This is a genomic window from Agarivorans sp. QJM3NY_25 (assembly GCF_050870875.2).
GTDB lineage: Bacteria > Pseudomonadota > Gammaproteobacteria > Enterobacterales > Celerinatantimonadaceae > Agarivorans.
The window spans coordinates 4,206,705-4,224,828 of sequence record NZ_CP194041.2 but is presented as its reverse complement, the minus strand read 5'-3'; the positions used below and the strand labels follow the sequence as shown (position 1 = coordinate 4,224,828).

At 46.4% G+C, this 18,124-nt stretch carries 15 protein-coding genes, 1 tRNA gene and 1 rRNA gene; 7 read left to right on the top strand and 10 right to left on the bottom strand.

Annotation, left to right across the window (positions count from 1 at the left end; genetic code table 11):
• Window positions 1-468 (top strand): threonine/serine exporter family protein, encoded by a 468-nt coding sequence (locus tag ACRRSW_RS19250; protein ID WP_432455947.1) that lies wholly within the window; start codon window positions 1-3, stop codon window positions 466-468.
• A 31-nt stretch (window positions 469-499) separates the two neighbouring features.
• On the top strand, window positions 500-988 hold the full coding sequence (folA, locus tag ACRRSW_RS19245; RefSeq protein WP_432460180.1) for a type 3 dihydrofolate reductase: 489 nt from the start codon (window positions 500-502) through the stop codon (window positions 986-988).
• Here folA and ACRRSW_RS19240 read toward each other — a convergent pair.
• The 6 genes from ACRRSW_RS19240 to lptD all read right to left on the bottom strand — a co-directional run bounded on the left by ACRRSW_RS19240 (window position 985) and on the right by lptD (window position 7,637).
• Window positions 985-1,815, bottom strand: a complete 831-nt coding sequence (locus ACRRSW_RS19240; protein ID WP_432460178.1) for a symmetrical bis(5'-nucleosyl)-tetraphosphatase — start codon at window positions 1,813-1,815, stop codon at window positions 985-987. The genes folA and ACRRSW_RS19240 overlap by 4 nt on opposite strands.
• 15 nt (window positions 1,816-1,830) lie before the next feature.
• Window positions 1,831-2,214 carry a Co2+/Mg2+ efflux protein ApaG gene (gene apaG, locus ACRRSW_RS19235; RefSeq protein ID WP_432455950.1) on the bottom strand — a complete coding sequence of 128 codons (384 nt, stop codon included), beginning with the start codon at window positions 2,212-2,214 and terminating at the stop codon, window positions 1,831-1,833.
• Window positions 2,207-3,037, bottom strand: coding sequence for a 16S rRNA (adenine(1518)-N(6)/adenine(1519)-N(6))-dimethyltransferase RsmA (gene rsmA, locus ACRRSW_RS19230; protein WP_432455951.1), 831 nt, complete (start codon window positions 3,035-3,037; stop codon window positions 2,207-2,209). The genes apaG and rsmA overlap by 8 nt, the downstream gene beginning before the upstream one ends.
• Window positions 3,030-4,028, bottom strand: a complete 999-nt coding sequence (gene pdxA, locus ACRRSW_RS19225) for a 4-hydroxythreonine-4-phosphate dehydrogenase PdxA (RefSeq protein WP_432455952.1) — start codon at window positions 4,026-4,028, stop codon at window positions 3,030-3,032. The genes rsmA and pdxA overlap by 8 nt, the downstream gene beginning before the upstream one ends.
• Window positions 4,025-5,302, bottom strand: coding sequence for a peptidylprolyl isomerase SurA (gene surA, locus ACRRSW_RS19220; RefSeq protein ID WP_432455953.1), 1,278 nt, complete (start codon window positions 5,300-5,302; stop codon window positions 4,025-4,027). Before surA ends, pdxA begins: the two co-directional genes overlap by 4 nt.
• Before the next feature lie 61 nt (window positions 5,303-5,363).
• Window positions 5,364-7,637 carry an LPS assembly protein LptD gene (gene lptD / locus ACRRSW_RS19215; RefSeq protein ID WP_432460177.1) on the bottom strand — a complete coding sequence of 758 codons (2,274 nt, stop codon included), beginning with the start codon at window positions 7,635-7,637 and terminating at the stop codon, window positions 5,364-5,366.
• Between the two features lie 148 nt (window positions 7,638-7,785).
• On the opposite strand from lptD, the gene ACRRSW_RS19210 reads away from it, so the two are divergent.
• The 3 genes from ACRRSW_RS19210 to djlA are packed head-to-tail and all read left to right on the top strand — an operon-like array spanning window position 7,786 to window position 10,262.
• On the top strand, window positions 7,786-8,775 hold the full coding sequence (locus tag ACRRSW_RS19210) for an aminoglycoside phosphotransferase family protein (RefSeq protein WP_432455955.1): 990 nt from the start codon (window positions 7,786-7,788) through the stop codon (window positions 8,773-8,775).
• Window positions 8,772-9,446, top strand: a complete 675-nt coding sequence (gene murU, locus ACRRSW_RS19205; protein WP_432460176.1) for an N-acetylmuramate alpha-1-phosphate uridylyltransferase MurU — start codon at window positions 8,772-8,774, stop codon at window positions 9,444-9,446. Before ACRRSW_RS19210 ends, murU begins: the two co-directional genes overlap by 4 nt.
• Before the next feature lie 9 nt (window positions 9,447-9,455).
• Complete coding sequence (djlA, locus tag ACRRSW_RS19200; RefSeq protein ID WP_432460174.1) at window positions 9,456-10,262, top strand: co-chaperone DjlA; 807 nt, start codon at window positions 9,456-9,458, stop codon at window positions 10,260-10,262.
• A gap of 6 nt (window positions 10,263-10,268) precedes the next feature.
• Here the strand turns inward: djlA and ACRRSW_RS19195 are convergent, their stop codons facing one another.
• The 4 genes from ACRRSW_RS19195 to rapA form a co-directional block, all read right to left on the bottom strand.
• A complete protein-coding gene (locus tag ACRRSW_RS19195) occupies window positions 10,269-11,216 on the bottom strand; it encodes a D-2-hydroxyacid dehydrogenase (RefSeq protein WP_432455958.1) in 948 nt (315 codons plus the stop codon).
• A gap of 65 nt (window positions 11,217-11,281) precedes the next feature.
• Complete coding sequence (locus ACRRSW_RS19190; RefSeq protein WP_432460173.1) at window positions 11,282-12,049, bottom strand: DUF3530 family protein; 768 nt, start codon at window positions 12,047-12,049, stop codon at window positions 11,282-11,284.
• Window positions 12,050-12,113: 64 nt separating this feature from the next.
• A complete protein-coding gene (locus ACRRSW_RS19185) occupies window positions 12,114-12,764 on the bottom strand; it encodes a pseudouridine synthase (RefSeq protein WP_432455960.1) in 651 nt (216 codons plus the stop codon).
• 71 nt (window positions 12,765-12,835) lie between these two features.
• Entirely contained in the window at window positions 12,836-15,754 is a 2,919-nt protein-coding gene (gene rapA, locus ACRRSW_RS19180; protein ID WP_432460171.1) for an RNA polymerase-associated protein RapA, read from the bottom strand.
• Window positions 15,755-16,352: 598 nt separating this feature from the next.
• Here rapA and ACRRSW_RS19175 point away from each other — a divergent pair.
• Window positions 16,353-17,895: ribosomal RNA gene (locus ACRRSW_RS19175) — 16S ribosomal RNA — on the top strand.
• 105 nt (window positions 17,896-18,000) lie between these two features.
• Window positions 18,001-18,076 (top strand) — tRNA-Glu (locus tag ACRRSW_RS19170).
• Window positions 18,077-18,124 lie beyond the last annotated feature (48 nt).

Below are 18,124 nucleotides of genomic sequence, written 5' to 3'. Positions count from 1 at the left end.
ATGCTCGATTTAATACTCTTACTGCTTGAAGATGCGGCCTTCGCTTCGGTGCCTGCAGTTGGTTTTGCCATGGTCTTTAATGTGCCCACACGAATGCTTGGCTTTTGCGCGATTGGTGGTGCTTTTGCGCATAGCTTACGTACTTTGTGTATTCATTGGGGGGTGCCTTTAGAATGGGCGACATTAGTTGCATCAACCAGTGTTGGCTTACTCGGCGTTTACTGGTCACGACGCTATATCATTCCTCGACCAGTGTTTACCGTGGCTTCAATTATTCCGATGATCCCTGGGAGTTATGCGTTTACCACCATGGTTGGCATTATTAGTTTATATAGTAATGGTTATAGTGACCCGTTATTAGCAACCATTCTTGAAAATGGTTTACGAACCATGTTTATTTTAATGGCTTTGAGTTTTGGTCTCGCGATCCCATCGGTGGTGATTTATCGAGGGCGGCCTATTGTTTAATGATTTTATAAGATTTGGAGAAAGTTAAGTCGTGAAAGTTGCAATGATAGCTGCGATGGCAAAGGGTCGAGTGATAGGCTTAGATAATCAAATGCCATGGCACTTGCCGGCCGATTTAAAGCACTTTAAGACCGTCACAATGGGCAAGCCTGTCGTGATGGGGCGTTTAACTTATGAGTCGATTGGGCGCCCTTTACCAGGACGTTTGAATATAGTGGTGAGTCGTAATCCACACTTAAGCATCGAGGGCGTGACAGTTGTCAATCAACTTGAAGACGCGCTTCAATTGGTAGCCGATCAAGCGGAAGTAATGATTATTGGTGGCGCGAATATTTATCAACAATGCCTAGCATTGGCCGATGAGTTATATCTAACTTTGATTGATAAAGACTTGGAAGGCGATGCTTATTTCCCTGATTACACCCAATATCAATGGCAAGAAATGGCTCGCGAACAGCACCCGGCAGATGATAAAAATCCACACCCCTATGAATTTATACATTTACATCGTTTGCGTTAATCTTTGCTTATCTCGTTTAAGCAGTCTTGGGTGAAAAAGCGCTGGTCTTCCCAGCGCAGCATCGTTAAATGATTCCCCCAAACACAACCAGTATCTAGCCCGTCAACCAAGGGGTGAGCGCTTTCTCCCATCAACGCCGCCCAGTGACCAAAGATAATGTGGGTGTGCTTAAGATGCTTTCCTGGAAGATTAAACCAAGGGACTAAGTTGGGATTAGTATTTTTATTTGGTGGAATTTTCAGGGCGAAATCGAGACTGCCATCTGGAAAACAGTAACGCATGCGGGTGAAGACATTAATGATGTAGCGCAGTCGATCATAACCGACTAGCTCGTCGCTCCAGTGAGCTGGTTCGTTACTATACATATTTTGTAGTAACTCAAGGTAGTGATCACCAGAAAGTTTCTTTTGTACCTCTTTGCCGAGCTTTAAGGCCTTAGCAACTTTCCACTTTGGATAAATGCCTGCATGTACCATGACTAAGTCAAATTCAGGGTGTTTCACTATCAGCGGTTGTTTTCTTAACCAATCGAGTAACTCGTCTTTGTCTGGGGCTTCTAGCAAGTCTTGTAGTTTGTCTCGTCGCTTGGCGCGGTGAATACCGTTTGCCACGGCGAGTAAGTGTAGGTCATGGTTGCCCAGTACTATTTGTGCTGCATCGCCGAGCTGTTTCACAAAACGCAGCGTGGCTAGGGATTGAGGGCCGCGGGCCACTAAGTCGCCTGCTAACCATAGCTGATCACGTTTTTTAGAAAATTTGACTTGTTCAAGTAGCGCCTTGAGTTCATCAAGGCAGCCTTGAATATCACCAACAAAATAGGTAGCCATAACAACTTACCTTGGTTAATGTAATTTATTCGGTAAGGACAGGCGAAAAGCTGGGATCTCAGCTTCAAACTCATTACCTTCTGGATCCACCAAGGTATAGTAGCCCTGCATCACCCCCACCTCGGTTGCGAGTAGTGCACTGCTGGTATAAGTAAATGACTTTTCTGGTTGTAGGTGTGGTTGTTTACCGACCACACCGTCTCCCGTTACTTCATTCTCATCGCCATTGCCATCGGTGATCAGCCAGTAACGACGCATTAACTGAAGTGCTTGGCTACCACAATTACGAATGGTAACGGTGTAATAGAAGGCAAATTTATGTTCCTCAGGAGCAGAGTGCTCAGGCAAGAATCCAGATTCAACTTCAATATCTAATTGGTATTCAGGTGTGTTACTCATTAACGTCGTTAGCCTGCAATAATTGTTCTTTATCTATGTAGTTAGCAATATCACAAAACTGCTGAATAGTTAAATTTTCTGGCCGCAAGCTTGGTTGTAAACCTAAAGCCTCAAGTTGCTCAAGGCTTAACAGGTTGCCGAGTGCATTTCGGATTGTTTTGCGTCGCTGATTAAAGGCCTCTTTACAGACTGTGTCGAGGGTTTTTAATGAGTTCAGAGGGTAAAGTGTGCTGGCATAAGGCTCTAGGCGAACGACCGCCGAGTCGACTTTAGGAGGCGGCATGAAGGCTTCTGGAGGTACTTCCAAGGCTGGCATTACTTTACATTGTATTTGGGTCATGACACTGAGTCGACCATAGGCCTTCGAGTGAGGTCCTGCGGCCATCCGTTTTACCACTTCTTTTTGTAGCATAAAGTGCATGTCGGAAATGGCGCTAGTGAAGCTTAGCAAATGAAAAATTAATGGTGTAGAAATGTTATAGGGCAAGTTACCGAAGATACGCATCTTTTGCTCGGGTCGACTCAACTGCATGAAGTCGAATTTAAGCGCATCAATTTCATGGATGGTCAATTTCTCTGCTAGGGTTGGATGCTCGCGCAGGCGTTGAGCCAAATCGCGATCCAACTCTACCACTTGTAGCTGACCAGCAGCATTCGCTACAGGGGCGGTTAAGGCGCCTAGGCCAGGACCAATTTCGACCAGGTTTTCGCCGGGCTGAGGATAGATAGTGGCGACAATTTGGCTGATGACCGAGTCGTTATTCAGAAAGTTTTGGCCGAAGCGTTTACGGGCGCGGTGCCCTTGATGGACTTGTTTATTCATGTTCTCGCTCTACCATATCGATGGCTTGTTTGATTGCGGTTAGCATACTTCCATGATCGGCTTGCCCAGTGCCCGCCAGCTCAAGTGCTGTTCCATGATCGACTGAGGTTCGAATAAAGGGGAGTCCTAAGGTAATGTTGACCGATTTGCCAAACCCTTTATATTTTATTACTGGTAGGCCTTGGTCATGGTACATTGCCAAGACCGCGTCAGCCTCGTCCAAATACTTGGATTGGAACAAGGTATCGGCAGGGAGTGGCCCGATTAAATTCATGCCATGTTCGCTGCGCATTTCATCTAATAAAGGAATAATGATATCTAATTCTTCACGACCTAAATGACCATCTTCTCCGGCATGCGGATTAAGCCCACAAACAAAAATTTTCGGCTGCTTAATCGCAAATTTAGTTTGTAAATCGTGATGTAAAATCGTGATGATATTGTACAGCCGCTCGTGAGTTATCGCTTTTGCGACATAAGCCAGCGGGAGGTGAGTGGTCGCCAGAGCAACCCGCAAACCTTCGGTGGCCAACAGCATGACCACATCGGCGGTACTTGATTGTTGAGCAAAAAACTCAGTATGGCCGCTAAATGAAACGCCTGCTTTGTTAATGATGCCTTTGTTCACCGGGCCGGTAACAACCGCTGCAAATTGGCTATTCATATTGCCTTCACAAGCAAATTTAAGGGTATTTAATACATAGTGTCCATTGGCTTCGTTGAGTTCGCCGGCAATTGCAGGCACACTCATCGCGATGGGTGCCACGGTTAAAGTTCCAGCCGCCTGTGCTTGGGGGGCTTGCTCTGGTTGGTAGGACAATAAACTTACTTCGATGCCCAATTGTTTCGCCCGCTCTTTGAGCAAACGAGGATCGGCGATAACGACTAGCTCCATCGGCCAGCTACGCTGACTAATTGCGAGCACTAAATCAGGGCCAATGCCCGCAGGCTCACCAGGGGTAATCGCAATTCTTGCTATTGCGTCGCTCATGAATCACCATCCAAAATTTCAACGTAGGCTTCTTCACGAAGCTCATCTTGCCAAGCTTGCGTTTCTTCGTTGAATTTACGGTTGAAAATCATTTGATAAGCTCGGTTTTCGCTGGCTTTATTGGTGGTATCGGTGGTGCGTTTGTCGAGCACTTCTAATAAATGCCAACCAAAGGTTGAGCGAAAAGGTTGGCTAATCTCACCCACGGCTAAGTGGTTGACTGTATCGCGGAAGGCCGGCACAAACACATTTGGGTCCGACCAACCGAGTTCACCGCCACGGACTGCAGAGCCAGGGTCTTCTGAATACTGTTTGGCTAATTCGGCAAAACTAGCTTCTCCGCTTACTAGTTGTTGGCGTAATTTAGCCAGTAAACTTTGGGCTTTTTTATCACTTAGAATAATCGATGGCTTAATCAAAATGTGTCGTGCATTTACCTCTAAGGTTTCTACTTTTTGTAGACCTTCGGTATCTAATACCATCACAATGTGTAGTCCAGATTCGGTACGGATCGGGCCGAGCACGGTATCTTTAGGTTGTTTATTAACCACGCCTGCAAACAGAGTTGGCATCTCTTCTAGAGTCATCCATCCCCAATCACCGCCTTCTAAAGCTTTTGGACCTTGAGAATAAGTCATTGCTAGTTGGTTAAAATTTTCTCCAGCTTTTAATTGCTTGACTATGGTTTCCGCCAGCTGTTGGGTTTTGACTTCATCACTTCCAAGTCGCAATTGGATGTGTCCAACATGGTAGCGGATACTGCCTTTATCTTTCTCGGCAATTAGTTTCATTAAGGCATCTATTTCTTGTTGAGAGACGCTGATACGTCGTTGTACCTGGCTTCTGCCTACTTCACCAAGAATAATTTCTTTGCGTATATCTTCGCGAAATTGCTGGTAGCTGACACCGTCACTGCTGAGTTGTTGTAGAAACTCGTCGCGGGTCTTTTTCTCGCCTTGGATAATATTATCAATCGTGTTTTCTAATTGACTATCACTGATCTTGATACCAAGTCTGTCTGCGAGTTGCAGCTGTAAGCTTTCGGTAATTAAGCGGTCCATCACTTGTTGATGCAATTCTGCTTGTGGAGGCAGAGTTTGTCCGCTGGTTTTTGCATTGCGTAATACTTTGGCGCTTAGCTCATCCACTTGGGTTTGAGTAATCACGTCATTATTAACGATAGCAACAACCTTATCGAGCAGTTGTTCTTTCGCCTGAACTAAGCCAGCCACGAGCATCAACATGCAGGTGCTAAGCAAAATTAATTTTTTCATTCGGTTCCTATATTACTACGAGCAAAACGCCGTTTACTCTATCATATTTGGGCTAAAGGTTTTAATTGTTGAGGTAAAAGGGGCGCCCGTATTTAAAGTTGCCACCATCTAACATTTTTTCTTGACTGCTAGTATCATTGCCACCTAATCCTTTTATTTCAAAGTCTAAGCGGAAGGAGCTGTCAAATACGCCAACGCGATCAATTCCTGATGTATTGTCGACATAATTACTTTGTAAGCTGCGTTGGTAAGTAAGACGGATCCCCCAGCAGCAGGAATTAAACTGTAGTCCTAGATAACTCTCGATACTTCGATCGAGCTTCATGTCTCGATAATAGCTGGCAACAGCAGAAACATTGTCTCGCAGTGGCCACGCAATTTTACTACCCAGTTGGTTTATGTCACTGAGCATTGTCTCGTCGGCTTGAGAGTAGCGGTAGTTTAATTGAACTAATTTTTGCACTTCTGGGCGCCATTCGATAGCGGCATTGGCCTTATTAAGCTTACCCTCGAGCGTATTAATCTGTAAGCCGGTGTGACCATACCAGTCTTGTTGAATATTCGCGTCAATTTCAAATGCTAAGGCCGAACTGGAATTGGTGGATGACTTGCTATCCGGTAATAGCGTTGTGCGGCTTGGATCAAGATAGATGATTTGTCCAAGACTAAAGCGTAAGGTCTCCTTATTTTCAGCGGATAAGAACCGAGAATGAACCCCTAAGGTTAACTGGTTGGCATCGGCGATCCGGTCTAGCCCGCTATAGCGCTGATCTCGGAACAGGCCATAATAGTCTTGTTGTAGGTTGGCGGTGTCATATAGACCAATGTCGCTTTGATCTCGATAGGGGATATATAAGTACTTCACCACTGGCTCAAGAGTTTGAGTATAGTTCGCACCGTACCAACTGGTTTTGCGGTCAAAATTGAGGCCTGCTTTGACGCTTAATTTAGGTAGGGTACGACGAATGTCTTCACCCAAGTAGTTGTTGTCCGGATTACTACCTTTATCTTGTTGATAATAGGTATGCATTAAGGCGAGATCGGCTTGGAAAAAACCTTCGGGTACCACGTAAGGCAGGCGCAAATGAGGCTCTAGATGGAGTCGCTTGGCGGTGTACATGCTAGCATCACTATGCGAAAAATTACTTAGTTCACTATCAAAACCAAATTGCAATGTTTGCCAGTCGAGATCCCAATCGCCACTAAAACTCAGTTGAGGGAGCAAGGTGTGCGGCTGCTCGGTATCCCCTAAGACTTGAAAATCTTGTACCCGTAGTTTGCCGTACCAGTTTTGGGTGTGGTAGCCCACATCCCCAGTTTGTAGCAGTTGATTCTCATTATTCTTACCTAAAATATCGCCTAAGTCGTTAAAGTAGTTGTCATCACTAATCTGGGTATAGTCAGTGTTGAAACGCCAGTTGCGTCGCCATTGACCTTGATGATCCCAGTGCAACAAATAACGCGAGTCGTCAAACTCTCGGTCGTTGGCGATATACTCAGCGTTGACGATACCGGTTTGCTGGCCAAGTAAGTAACGAAACTCGGATTGTAACTGCAGGCCTCTGCGCGACATGACTCGCGGAGTTATGGTGGCATCAAAATTAGGTGCAATGTTCCAATAATAGGGCGTGGAAATATCCATACCATTGGTGGTGGAGGTTGATATGCTTGGAAATAAAAAGCCGCTATGACGCTGGCCACCAATTGGGTAGGAGAAGTAAGGTAAGTAAAGAACGGGGACGTTCATTAATCTTACTGTTGCATTTTTGGTTGTCGCCCATTGATTTTCGGTGTCGATATCTATTTTTTCGGCGTGGATCTCCCAGCTCACATCTCCGGGAGGACAGGCGGTGTAGCTGGCGTTTTCCAAGGATAAGTTTTGCTCATCGTTGATGATTAAATTATGCGCTTCACCATGACCTTGCTGCTCGAACAACTGATATTCAGCTGAATTTAGTTTCGCCTGATGATTTTTTAAATTTGCATCGAAGCTATCACTTTTGACGCTGACCAAGTTATCTTGAAACTCAATTTTACCATCGGCCTTCAGTGTTTGAGCTTGCTCATCGAGTACTGTGTTATCAGCTTTGAGTACTCTGGGACCTTGAGAAAATTCAACGTTACCGGTAAAACTTGCCTTATCACCTTGCTTTGCATGTAGTGAGTCGGCCGCTATCACGTATGGTGCAGTGGGGTCGACGGGACCTGACTGAGTACGTTCCGGTATGTAAGCTCGGCACTGAGCCAGCGCTAACGGGGTTTCTGCCTTGGCGTTAGGGCTTAGCAAGAAGATTGCCAATCCTAGTCGTGGCAGATTCCGTTTAATTAACAACATATGAATTTGGACCATTCCCTGACGTATTAAAATTCCAAGCGAGAGTATCAACGTTGTGCTTTATGAATTCTGTGGTTAAAGTTAGCGGCTTATAATACTGGATTTATCGGTGGGCGGCTATTTAAAGGCCGTCATTTAATATAGAAATATGAGTAATATAGTGCGCGAATCAGCTTTACAACAATGGTTGTCTAATAGTTTATCCATGGGACTTCCTCAGTTAACGATGATCAGTGGTGATGCAAGCTTTCGCCGCTATTTTCGTTTTGATTATGATCTAAGCACTACCGCCATTGCGGTTGATGCGCCTCCTCTTACCGAAAAAAACCAACAATTTGTTGATTTAGCGTCGGCACTAAGCCGTCACCAGCTCCCCGTTCCTAAGATCCTAGCCGCAGATCTTAAGCAAGGTTTTATGGCGATTGAAGATCTCGGCACCACCATGTTAGAAGATTGCTTAAGTCTTGATAGTGCCGACAAATACTATAGACAAGCCTTAGACCTGATCGTTCAATTACAAGCACTTAAACCTTCTGAGCTGCCTTCTTTGGAATATTTTGACCAGACTTTTATTCAGCGAGAGTTGGATATTTTTGCCGAGTGGTTTGTGGCGAAAGAATTACAGCTTAGTGGAACTGAATGGCAAGCGGCTGCGCAGTGGCAGAGTCTTTGTGAAGAGCTCAGCGTCGCCATCCAAGAACAGCCTTATGTTGCGATGCATCGTGATTTTCATTGTCGAAATTTGATGCTTCATCAGCAGCAAATGGTGATGATCGATTTTCAAGATATGGTTTTGGGGCCACTCAGTTATGACGTGGTGTCGTTGCTAAGAGATTGCTACATCGCTTGGCCTGAAGAGATGGTGCAACACTTGAGTCAGTCATTTTTCTCCCGTCTAAGCATTAATCAAGATATTAGCATGGCGCAATGGCAACGCTGGTTTGATTTGACGGGCTTACAACGTCATCTTAAGGCGCTTGGAATATTTTGTCGTTTAGCCCACCGTGATGGGAAACAAGGCTACCGTGAAGCGATTCCGCAAACTTTGGATTACATCCAGCGGGTGAGCGCTACTTATTCTGAATTTTCAGCATTTAATCAATGGTTGGCTCCCATCGCAAAGGGGTTTCATCGATGAGTGGTTTAGATACTGCAATGATTTTGGCGGCTGGGCGAGGTGAGCGGATGCGTCCACTTACCGACGCTTGTCCCAAGCCCTTGTTAAAGGTGGCGGGCAAAGCTTTAATTGAATGGCATATTGAAAAACTAGTGGCTGTGGGTTTTCAGCGGATCATTATCAATACCGCCTATTTAGGGGAGCAAATTGAGGCAACATTGGGTGATGGCCAACGCTGGAAGATTCAGTTGTTATATAGTCATGAGCCTCAAGCGCTTGAAACGGCAGGAGGGATCTTACAGGCTTTGCCCTTAATAAAAGCAGATCCTTTTCTGGTGATTAACGGTGATATTTGGAATGATTGGGATTACCAGCGGCTTGCGTCGTTGCAGATTGGTGATGCCGATGCACATTTGTTGTTAGTGGCGAATCCCGAGCATCATCCCAAGGGGGATTTTGCGATTGATGGTATACGTTTGGTGGACCGCCCCGAATTGACCTTTAGTGGGGTGGCGGTTTATCGTCAGCGTTTTTTTGAGGCACTGGTTCCGGGGAGGCATGCGCTTGCTCCTTTACTGAGGACGGCAATAGCAGCTAAGCGAGTGACAGGGCAGCAGCAGTTTGGTCAGTGGATTGATGTGGGGACGCCACAACGTTTGGCGCAGTTAGATCAGCAATTAACAAGTAAATAGAGAATAGTTATGCGGTTTTGGGGAAAACTCCTAGGAGTATTTTTTGGTCTGATGTTTGGCAGTTGGTTTGGCGCCTTACTCGGTTTGTGGTTGGGTCACCGTTTTGACAAGGCGATGGGTCAAGGCTTCGTTTTTTCTAGCGCGAATAGCCAAGTGGTACAACAAGAGTTTTTGTTTTCGACTTTTGCTGTGTTGGGGCATATCGCTAAGTCAAAAGGTGTGGTGACTCAGCAAGAAATTCAAGTCGCCAATTTTTTGATGGACCAAATGCGTCTACAAGGCGAGGCTCGCCGTCAGGCTCAAGATGCTTTTCGGCAAGGCAAAGATGCCAGTTTTCCGCTAGAAGAACAGGTAGCCCGCTTCGTAAAAGTGGTACAGGGGCGTCGCGATTTATTGCAAATGTTTATGGAAATTCAGTTGCAGGGGGTGTTCGCCGACGGTGTGGTGGATGACAGCGAACGGGCATTGTTGCAACGTGTTGCAAATGCCTTAGGTTTTTCTGCGCAAGAGTTAGACGCGATGATTTCTCGCTGGGAAGCCGAGCTCAACTTCCATCGTCGCGGTGGTCAACAGCAATCGACGCAATCAAGTGCAAAACAGTTGGACGAAGCCTACCAAATTCTTGGGGTCACGGACCAAGACAGCGAGCAACAAGTGAAGCGCGCTTATCGTAAACTGATGAGCCAGCATCACCCGGATAAGCTGGTAGCAAAAGGTCTGCCACCGGAGATGATGGAGCTGGCTAAGCAGCGAACTCAAGATATTCAACGTGCCTATGAAGTGATTAAGCTACAACGCAAAGCGAAAGTGGCTTAGATAACTCTATACTTGGTTGCGAGGCTGACCTGCGGAGAAGGCTTCTATGTTGTCAATCAGTTGGTCGGCCAGGCTTTGCATGCTTTGACTACTTGCCCAGCCTACATGTGGCGTGAGGATAAAGTTGCTTAACGCCTGGGCTTGTAATAAAGGGTTGTCGCTGGAAGGGGGCTCTTGACTGACAACGTCACAAGCGGCGCCGGCAATGCCTCCGGAGCGTAGAGCTTCGAGTAAGGCGGCCTCGTTCACGATACCGCCCCGAGCAGTGTTAATTAATAATGCGCTGGGTTTCATTAACGCTAATTCGGTGTGAGTGATGAGATCTGCCGTTTCGGAACTGAGAGGACAGTGGATACTTAGCACGTCTGCGCAGGCCAAGGCGTCCATAAAATCAACCCTTCCGGTTCGGGGAGCTTGATTTTTACGTTCGGCAAATATCACTTCCATACCGATACTTTTCGCAAGTTTAGCTGTGGCTTGACCTAAGTTGCCTGCGCCAATAATCACCAATTTTTGACCTGCCAAATTATCAATGGGATAGTCAAAAAAGCAGAACTGCTGTGACTGTTGCCAGCGTCCCTGTTGAACGGCCTGATGGTAGGCGGTTATATTGCGACGTAAATTAAACATCAAGCCAATACTATGCTCGGCGATGCTCTGGGCGGCATAATCTTGAATATTTGAAACGATGATCTGTTGTTGAGCTGCGGCAGCTAAATCTACATTGTTGGTGCCAGTTGCGGCCACCGCAATCAATTTTAAGCGGGGAAGCTGCTTAAGAATAGCAGCATCGAGTTTTACTTTGTTGACTATCAAAATATCAGCATGTTGCGCATGGGCTAATCGCTGCTCGGGATTGGTACTGGCATAGTCTTGCCAAGTATGGGGGAAGCGAGGACGCCTTAAATTTACATCGTCAGTTAGGGTCTGTCGGTCTAAAAATACAATATTCATCGATAAATCAACATATTGTGAATGGGGAAACTGTTGTTCAGTTTAACCAGCGTTTAAGCTCTTGGCTAGTACCAACCTAAGGCGTTCAACCAGCCATAAATGCTTTTCGTGAGTAAGGCATGGTTAGGTGCGGTTTCGGCAGAGACCGGTAGCTGTGTTTGTCGGTAGTTTAATTTCTGACTTTTATTGCTGGCAATCAAGCGTTGCTGGGCAGCTTCGAATTGCCATTGATTATAATTTGGATCATAGATGTCGAGTACCGGAATGCTCAGCCGCGCGAGCTGTTTGGCAAGCCTTTGATTTAGGGCTTGGTTGGGGTAGTAGGCGCTCATTAAGATAAGCCCATCGGGTGGGCTTAATTGCTGTTCGGCGAGCAACTCGACCAGCCAGGCGCCCATCACCCCTTGCGCGATCAACAGTTGAAATCCAAATGGCTGAGCTTGGGTTTGTCGAGCGGCTTCGATGACTTCGCTTAGTTGTTGTTGGTAAGTGTTTTGTTGATCTTGCGGTTCACTGTCTTGCATCAGACTGGCTTGGGGGGCTGGTGGAAGAATCGCGCCGGTTTGCCAGCCTAAGGAGGGAAGCGTTTGGCGTAAGCTATCGATCATATCCTCGCTACTGGGAGAGTTCCCCCAGTCGGGAAGCAAAATCGCCGTTCCTCGCTGTTGTGGGGTCTGTTGTTCTATCCATAGACTTACAAATTGGCGTTGTTCTACGGTGAGTGATTTTAGTTCACCCTTGACAGGCCATTGCGAAAAATCCAGAGATTGAGGCTGTGCCCACGCCATGGTGCTAAGTACAGTGATTAACCAAAACAGTTTGTAGATCCGCACTTGATTGCAGCCCAAGGTTGAACAGAGTTGATCCTATATCGGAAGCAAACCATTGAAGCTTTAGTTAAAAAGGCGGTTCACAGTCAAATTCTAGCCAATGTTCAGTGATGGGGTGAAAAAAGCCAAGCTTCGCTGCATGTAAATGTAAGCGCTCGCTAAGTGCAATAGCCTTAGCACTGGCATAAAAACCATCACCGACTATTGGACAGCCGATCTGTTGCATGTGTACCCGAAGTTGATGAGTTCGACCAGTAATAGGTTGTAACTCCACCAGAGAGGTGTGCTGGCGTTTTTCCAATAGAAACCATTTGGTAAGGGCTGCTTTGCCCAGCTCAAGATCAACCATTTGTCTGGGGCGATTGGGCCAGTCACAACGTAAAGGCAGATTGACTTCTCCCTGAGTTGTATGGGGGTGGCCAAATATTTCTGCGTAATAAGTCTTCGCTGTTTTACGTTGTTGAAATTGTCGACTTAAATGGCTTTGTGCTGGTTTACCGAGGGCCATTACAATTAGCCCCGAGGTGGCCATATCTAGGCGGTGAACTATCTTGAGTTCTGGCCATACACGCTGAGCTCGTTGCCATAAACTATCCTTTTCTATTCGACCTGGTACTGACAATAAGCCACTGGCTTTGTTAAATACTACGACCGAATCATCTTGATAGACGATGCTGATATAAGGAGACATTGGCGGACGATAAACAAAGTTTGGCATGACATGGGCTCTAAAAAATAAGGCCTCAGTGTACCTGAGGCCTTGTTTGGAATAAATCAGTGAAATGATGCTTAGTTATGTGACACTAAAATCACTCGTAAAGCATCTAATTTTACTTGCGCCTTTTGCAGGTAATTATCAGCCGTGTCGCGTAGCTCGCGTAGCGTATCCAGTTCATCTTGACGAATACTGGGATTTACGGCGCTTAATGCTTCGAGTCGTTCTAGTTCAGTATTTAAGCTTTGTTGCATGGTCTTGCTGGCATCCGCCACAATACGGTCTAGCTGTTGCTGAGCCAGTTCGTTGGCTTGGTGCAATAAGGGATGGATCTGAGCTTGTGATGCACTGACTAGTTTGGCCGCCAAATGACGATTTACCGCCGAAAGCTGACTATTAAACTGATCAAAACTCACATTTTCTGAAAGATTACCGCCATTTTTATCCAGCAAAATTCGCACTGGCGTGGCAGGCAAGTAACGTTCGATTTGATACTGCGCAGGTGCGCTGGTCTCAATAATGAAGATCCCTTCAACAAATAAGCTACCTACCGGTAGTGCTCGATTCTTTAATAAGGCGACTGATGTGGTACCTAGGTCGGCGCCCAAAATGGTATCGATACAGCTTTGCAATAAAGGATGCTCCCACGACATGAGTTGTATTTCATCGCGACTTAAGGCTGTGTCTCTATCATAAGTAATGGTACAACCGTCTTCAGGTAAACCTTGGATGGAGGGAACGATCATCTGTTCACTGGCATGCAAGACCAAAGCATTCTCGCCTTTATCGTCTTGGTTGATGCCAACGGTATCAAACAGCCGTAAGCTAAAGGTGACAAAGTGTGGATCTTGTTCAGCAGCCTGGATCTTCTCGACTAAATCGTTGGCTTTACTACCGCCGCCAGAGTGAATTTCCAATAGCCGATCTCGTCCTGCATCGAGCTTTTGTTTAATTGCTTGATAACGTTTGGCACAGTCACCAATCAGTTGCTCAAGAACGGCTTCATCCGGTTGGTTTTGTATCAGCAGGGCATTTAAGCTTTCGCCAAATTCGGCGTAGATGGCGGCGCCAGCCGGGCAGGTTTGCTCGAATGCATTTAAACCTTCGTGATACCAACGTAAAAGCGTTTGCTGAGGCGTTTTCGCCAAATAAGGGACATGGATCTGAATATCATTTTTTTGGCCAATTCGATCTAATCGACCGATCCGTTGTTCGAGTAAATCAGGGTTAATTGGTAAATCAAATAACACGATATGATGAGCAAACTGAAAGTTACGGCCTTCAGAACCAATTTCTGAACAAACCATTAGTTGGGCTCCCGCCTCCTCTTGCGCGAAGTAAGCGGCAGCTTTATCTCGTTCCAGTAAAGACATATCTTCATGGAAAACGGTCGCTCGGATCCCTTCTCGGGTGCGTACCGCATCTTCAATGGCTAGGGCGGTGGCCGCCTTGGCGCAAATCAGCAAGATTTTCTTTTGCTTGTGTGCCAGTAAAAATCCTAGTAACCAATCGATGCGCGGGTCAAATTTAGTCCAGCTGGCTTCACCCTCCGCTTCTCCTTCAAACTGTTGGTACAGTTCTTCTGGAAACATTAATTGCATGACATTATTGGATGCTTTGCTTTGCATCATTTGATGCACTTTCAGGGCTGTTTGATACTGGCTCGGTAGCGTTAAGGCGTAACTGCTCAATTGGCGTAGCGGAAAACCTTGCATGGCACTGCGGGTGTTTCTAAATAAAACTCGGCCGGTACCGTGTCGATCGAGTAGGTGTTGTAATAATTCTTCACGTGCTTGTTGCTGTTGTTCGTAACTCGATGTCGGGTCGTTAATTATTAGCAATAAGGGTTGAATATCATTTTCGCTGAGTAGTTCGGTTAAATGATTGGCTTGTTCGGCGAGTAGTGGCGACTGTTCGAGTAGCGACTGGGCAGCGGTGGCAACAGGCTGGTAATGCTGCTCTTCTTCGATGAATGCTTGATAATCGTAGAAGCGATCTGGGTCGAGTAGCCGTAGGCGAGCAAAATGACTTTGATGTCCGAGTTGGTCGGGGGTTGCTGTGAGTAATAATACGCCAGTAATTTGCTGAGATAAGGCTTCAATGATTTGATACTCACGGCTCGGTGATTGTTCGTCCCACTTTAAGTGATGGGCTTCATCGACGATCATTAAATCCCATTCGGTAGCTAATATCTGTTCAAAGCGTTTTTTACGACTACGTAAGAAATTTAAGCTACACAGTACCAATTGTTCGGTGTCGAAAGGGTTGTCGGCTTCGGCATAGGCTTCTACACAACGATCTTCGTCAAATAAACTAAAGTGCATATTAAAACGGCGTAGCATTTCAATTAGCCATTGGTACTGCAAAGCATCGGGCACGACAATCAATACGCGTTTAGCTAAACCTGCAATCAGTTGTTGGTGGATGATCAAACCAGCTTCAATGGTTTTACCTAAGCCGACTTCGTCTGAAAGCAGGACACGAGGAGAAATTCGTCGACCAACTTCGCTAGCAATATAAAGTTGATGGGGGATTAAACTGACTTTACCGCCCATTAATCCTTTCAACTCTGATTGTTGTTCAGTAAAACGCTTCAATTGAGTTTGGTAGCGGATCACAAAGCTATCGAAGCGATCGACCTGGCCTGCAAATAAACGATCTTGCGGCTTATTAAACTTTAAAAAATGGCTAAGAAACATCTCGCGGAGTTGTACTTGTTCTTCGGTATCATTGCGGACACCGTGATAAACAATCAACTCATCTGCTTCTTCAACTTGGGTAATGGTCATTGACCAATCATCGGTGCTGGTGATCTCATCACCCGTATTAAATATAACTCGAGTGATAGGCGCTTCGGCCATTGCATAGAATCGGTTTTCACCGGTTGCAGGAAAGAGCAAAGTGACCATTCTGCCCTCGATTGCAACAACGGTTCCTAAACCTAACTCAGATTCTGAATCACTGATCCAGCGTTGGCCGATAGAAAATGACATCAGCAAGAGACTCCAAAGGAAAAAGGGCGGCTATGGTATCCAATACATTCGTGAAGTAAACCCAAGAATGAAACTAATCTGCTGTTCCATATAAAAGAAAGCACAGATTAAAGGGGCAAATACTTAAAACTTAACTATAGTTATTATCCCTGAGGTGTGCGAGTTGCTTAAAAAGAGCACAATTTGTTGCTGCTTTGAGCAGTTAAACAAAAAACTGTGATTTTCTTCAAAAAAGGCTTGCACCGTAAGCGCGGATCCCTATAATGCGACTCCACTGACACGGCGGGCAGCACGCAATAGCGCAGCAGCAAGCGGTCAGGGTTGGTAAGGCCTGAGGCTTTATTAGCGACGGTTAAACGCTTCAAACTTTCCTTAGGAAACTTCTTCGGAAAAGATTGAAAAAAGCGGTTGACAGTCACCGAGGATGGCGTAGAATGCGCACCTCGCTTCGCAAGAAGCAACGCTCTTTAACAATTTATCAAGCAATCTGTGTGAGCACTCGCAGAGCACTAAGCGAAAAAAATTAGCTTAAGTGGACTGGAGTGACACACTGTTTTAACAGTAATAATTTCAGTATTTACTTTGAGCGAAAAAACTTTGATTGAAGAGTTTGATCATGGCTCAGATTGAACGCTGGCGGCAGGCTTAACACATGCAAGTCGAGCGGTAACATTTCTAGCTTGCTAGAAGATGACGAGCGGCGGACGGGTGAGTAATGCTTGGGAATATGCCTTTACGTGGGGGACAACAGTTGGAAACGACTGCTAATACCGCATAATGTCTTCGGACCAAAGGAGGGGACTCTTCGGAGCCTTTCGCGTAGAGATTAGCCCAAGTGGGATTAGCTAGTTGGTGGGGTAATGGCTCACCAAGGCGACGATCCCTAGCTGGTTTGAGAGGATGATCAGCCACACTGGGACTGAGACACGGCCCAGACTCCTACGGGAGGCAGCAGTGGGGAATATTGCACAATGGGCGAAAGCCTGATGCAGCCATGCCGCGTGTGTGAAGAAGGCCTTCGGGTTGTAAAGCACTTTCAGTTGTGAGGAAGGCAATATGCTTAATACGTATATTGTTTGACGTTAGCGACAGAAGAAGGACCGGCTAACTCCGTGCCAGCAGCCGCGGTAATACGGAGGGTCCGAGCGTTAATCGGAATTACTGGGCGTAAAGCGTACGCAGGCGGCTTTTTAAGCCAGATGTGAAATCCCCGGGCTCAACCTGGGAATGGCATTTGGAACTGGGAAGCTAGAGTTTTGTAGAGGGTGGTAGAATTTCAGGTGTAGCGGTGAAATGCGTAGAGATCTGAAGGAATACCAGTGGCGAAGGCGGCCACCTGGACAAAAACTGACGCTCATGTACGAAAGCGTGGGGAGCAAACAGGATTAGATACCCTGGTAGTCCACGCCGTAAACGATGTCTACTAGTTGTCTGTGGGTTTAACCCGTGGGTAACGCAGCTAACGCATTAAGTAGACCGCCTGGGGAGTACGGCCGCAAGGTTAAAACTCAAATGAATTGACGGGGGCCCGCACAAGCGGTGGAGCATGTGGTTTAATTCGATGCAACGCGAAGAACCTTACCTGCCCTTGACATACTAAGAACTTTCCAGAGATGGATTGGTGCCTTCGGGAACTTAGATACAGGTGCTGCATGGCTGTCGTCAGCTCGTGTCGTGAGATGTTGGGTTAAGTCCCGCAACGAGCGCAACCCTTATCCTTATTTGCCAGCACGTGATGGTGGGAACTCTAGGGAGACTGCCGGTGATAAACCGGAGGAAGGTGGGGACGACGTCAAGTCATCATGGCCCTTACGGGCAGGGCTACACACGTGCTACAATGGCATGTACAGAGGGATGCGAACTCGCGAGAGCAAGCGGACCCCAGAAAGCATGTCGTAGTCCGGATCGGAGTCTGCAACTCGACTCCGTGAAGTCGGAATCGCTAGTAATCGTGGATCAGAATGCCACGGTGAATACGTTCCCGGGCCTTGTACACACCGCCCGTCACACCATGGGAGTGGGCTGCAAAAGAAGTGGGTAGTTTAACCTTCGGGAGGACGCTCACCACTTTGTGGTTCATGACTGGGGTGAAGTCGTAACAAGGTAGCCCTAGGGGAACCTGGGGCTGGATCACCTCCTTATTATGAACGTTTATGTTTTGTGACGTGTTCACACAGATTGCTTGATAGAAGATAAAGAGAGAAGTTCTAGTGTGGTTTAGAACCAACGAGAACAGCTAACGCAGTGTCCCGTTCGTCTAGAGGCCTAGGACACCGCCCTTTCACGGCGGTAACACGAGTTCAAATCTCGTACGGGATACCATTTCTCTCTTTGGCTTAAGAAAATAAAGCTAAGCATTATGTTGATACA

Bases quoted from the DNA above. Each gene is read 5' to 3' on its own strand.
- ACRRSW_RS19250 (WP_432455947.1), top strand. From the start codon at position 1: ATGCTCGATTTAATACTCTTACTGCTTGAAGATGCGGCCTTCGCTTCG.
- ACRRSW_RS19240 (WP_432460178.1), bottom strand. From the start codon at position 1,815: ATGGCTACCTATTTTGTTGGTGATATTCAAGGCTGCCTTGATGAACTC.
- apaG (WP_432455950.1), bottom strand. From the start codon at position 2,214: ATGAGTAACACACCTGAATACCAATTAGATATTGAAGTTGAATCTGGA.
- rsmA (WP_432455951.1), bottom strand. From the start codon at position 3,037: ATGAATAAACAAGTCCATCAAGGGCACCGCGCCCGTAAACGCTTCGGC.
- pdxA (WP_432455952.1), bottom strand. From the start codon at position 4,028: ATGAGCGACGCAATAGCAAGAATTGCGATTACCCCTGGTGAGCCTGCG.
- surA (WP_432455953.1), bottom strand. From the start codon at position 5,302: ATGAAAAAATTAATTTTGCTTAGCACCTGCATGTTGATGCTCGTGGCT.
- lptD (WP_432460177.1), bottom strand. From the start codon at position 7,637: ATGTTGTTAATTAAACGGAATCTGCCACGACTAGGATTGGCAATCTTC.
- ACRRSW_RS19210 (WP_432455955.1), top strand. From the start codon at position 7,786: ATGAGTAATATAGTGCGCGAATCAGCTTTACAACAATGGTTGTCTAAT.
- murU (WP_432460176.1), top strand. From the start codon at position 8,772: ATGAGTGGTTTAGATACTGCAATGATTTTGGCGGCTGGGCGAGGTGAG.
- djlA (WP_432460174.1), top strand. From the start codon at position 9,456: ATGCGGTTTTGGGGAAAACTCCTAGGAGTATTTTTTGGTCTGATGTTT.
- ACRRSW_RS19195 (WP_432455958.1), bottom strand. From the start codon at position 11,216: ATGAATATTGTATTTTTAGACCGACAGACCCTAACTGACGATGTAAAT.
- ACRRSW_RS19185 (WP_432455960.1), bottom strand. From the start codon at position 12,764: ATGCCAAACTTTGTTTATCGTCCGCCAATGTCTCCTTATATCAGCATC.
- rapA (WP_432460171.1), bottom strand. From the start codon at position 15,754: ATGTCATTTTCTATCGGCCAACGCTGGATCAGTGATTCAGAATCTGAG.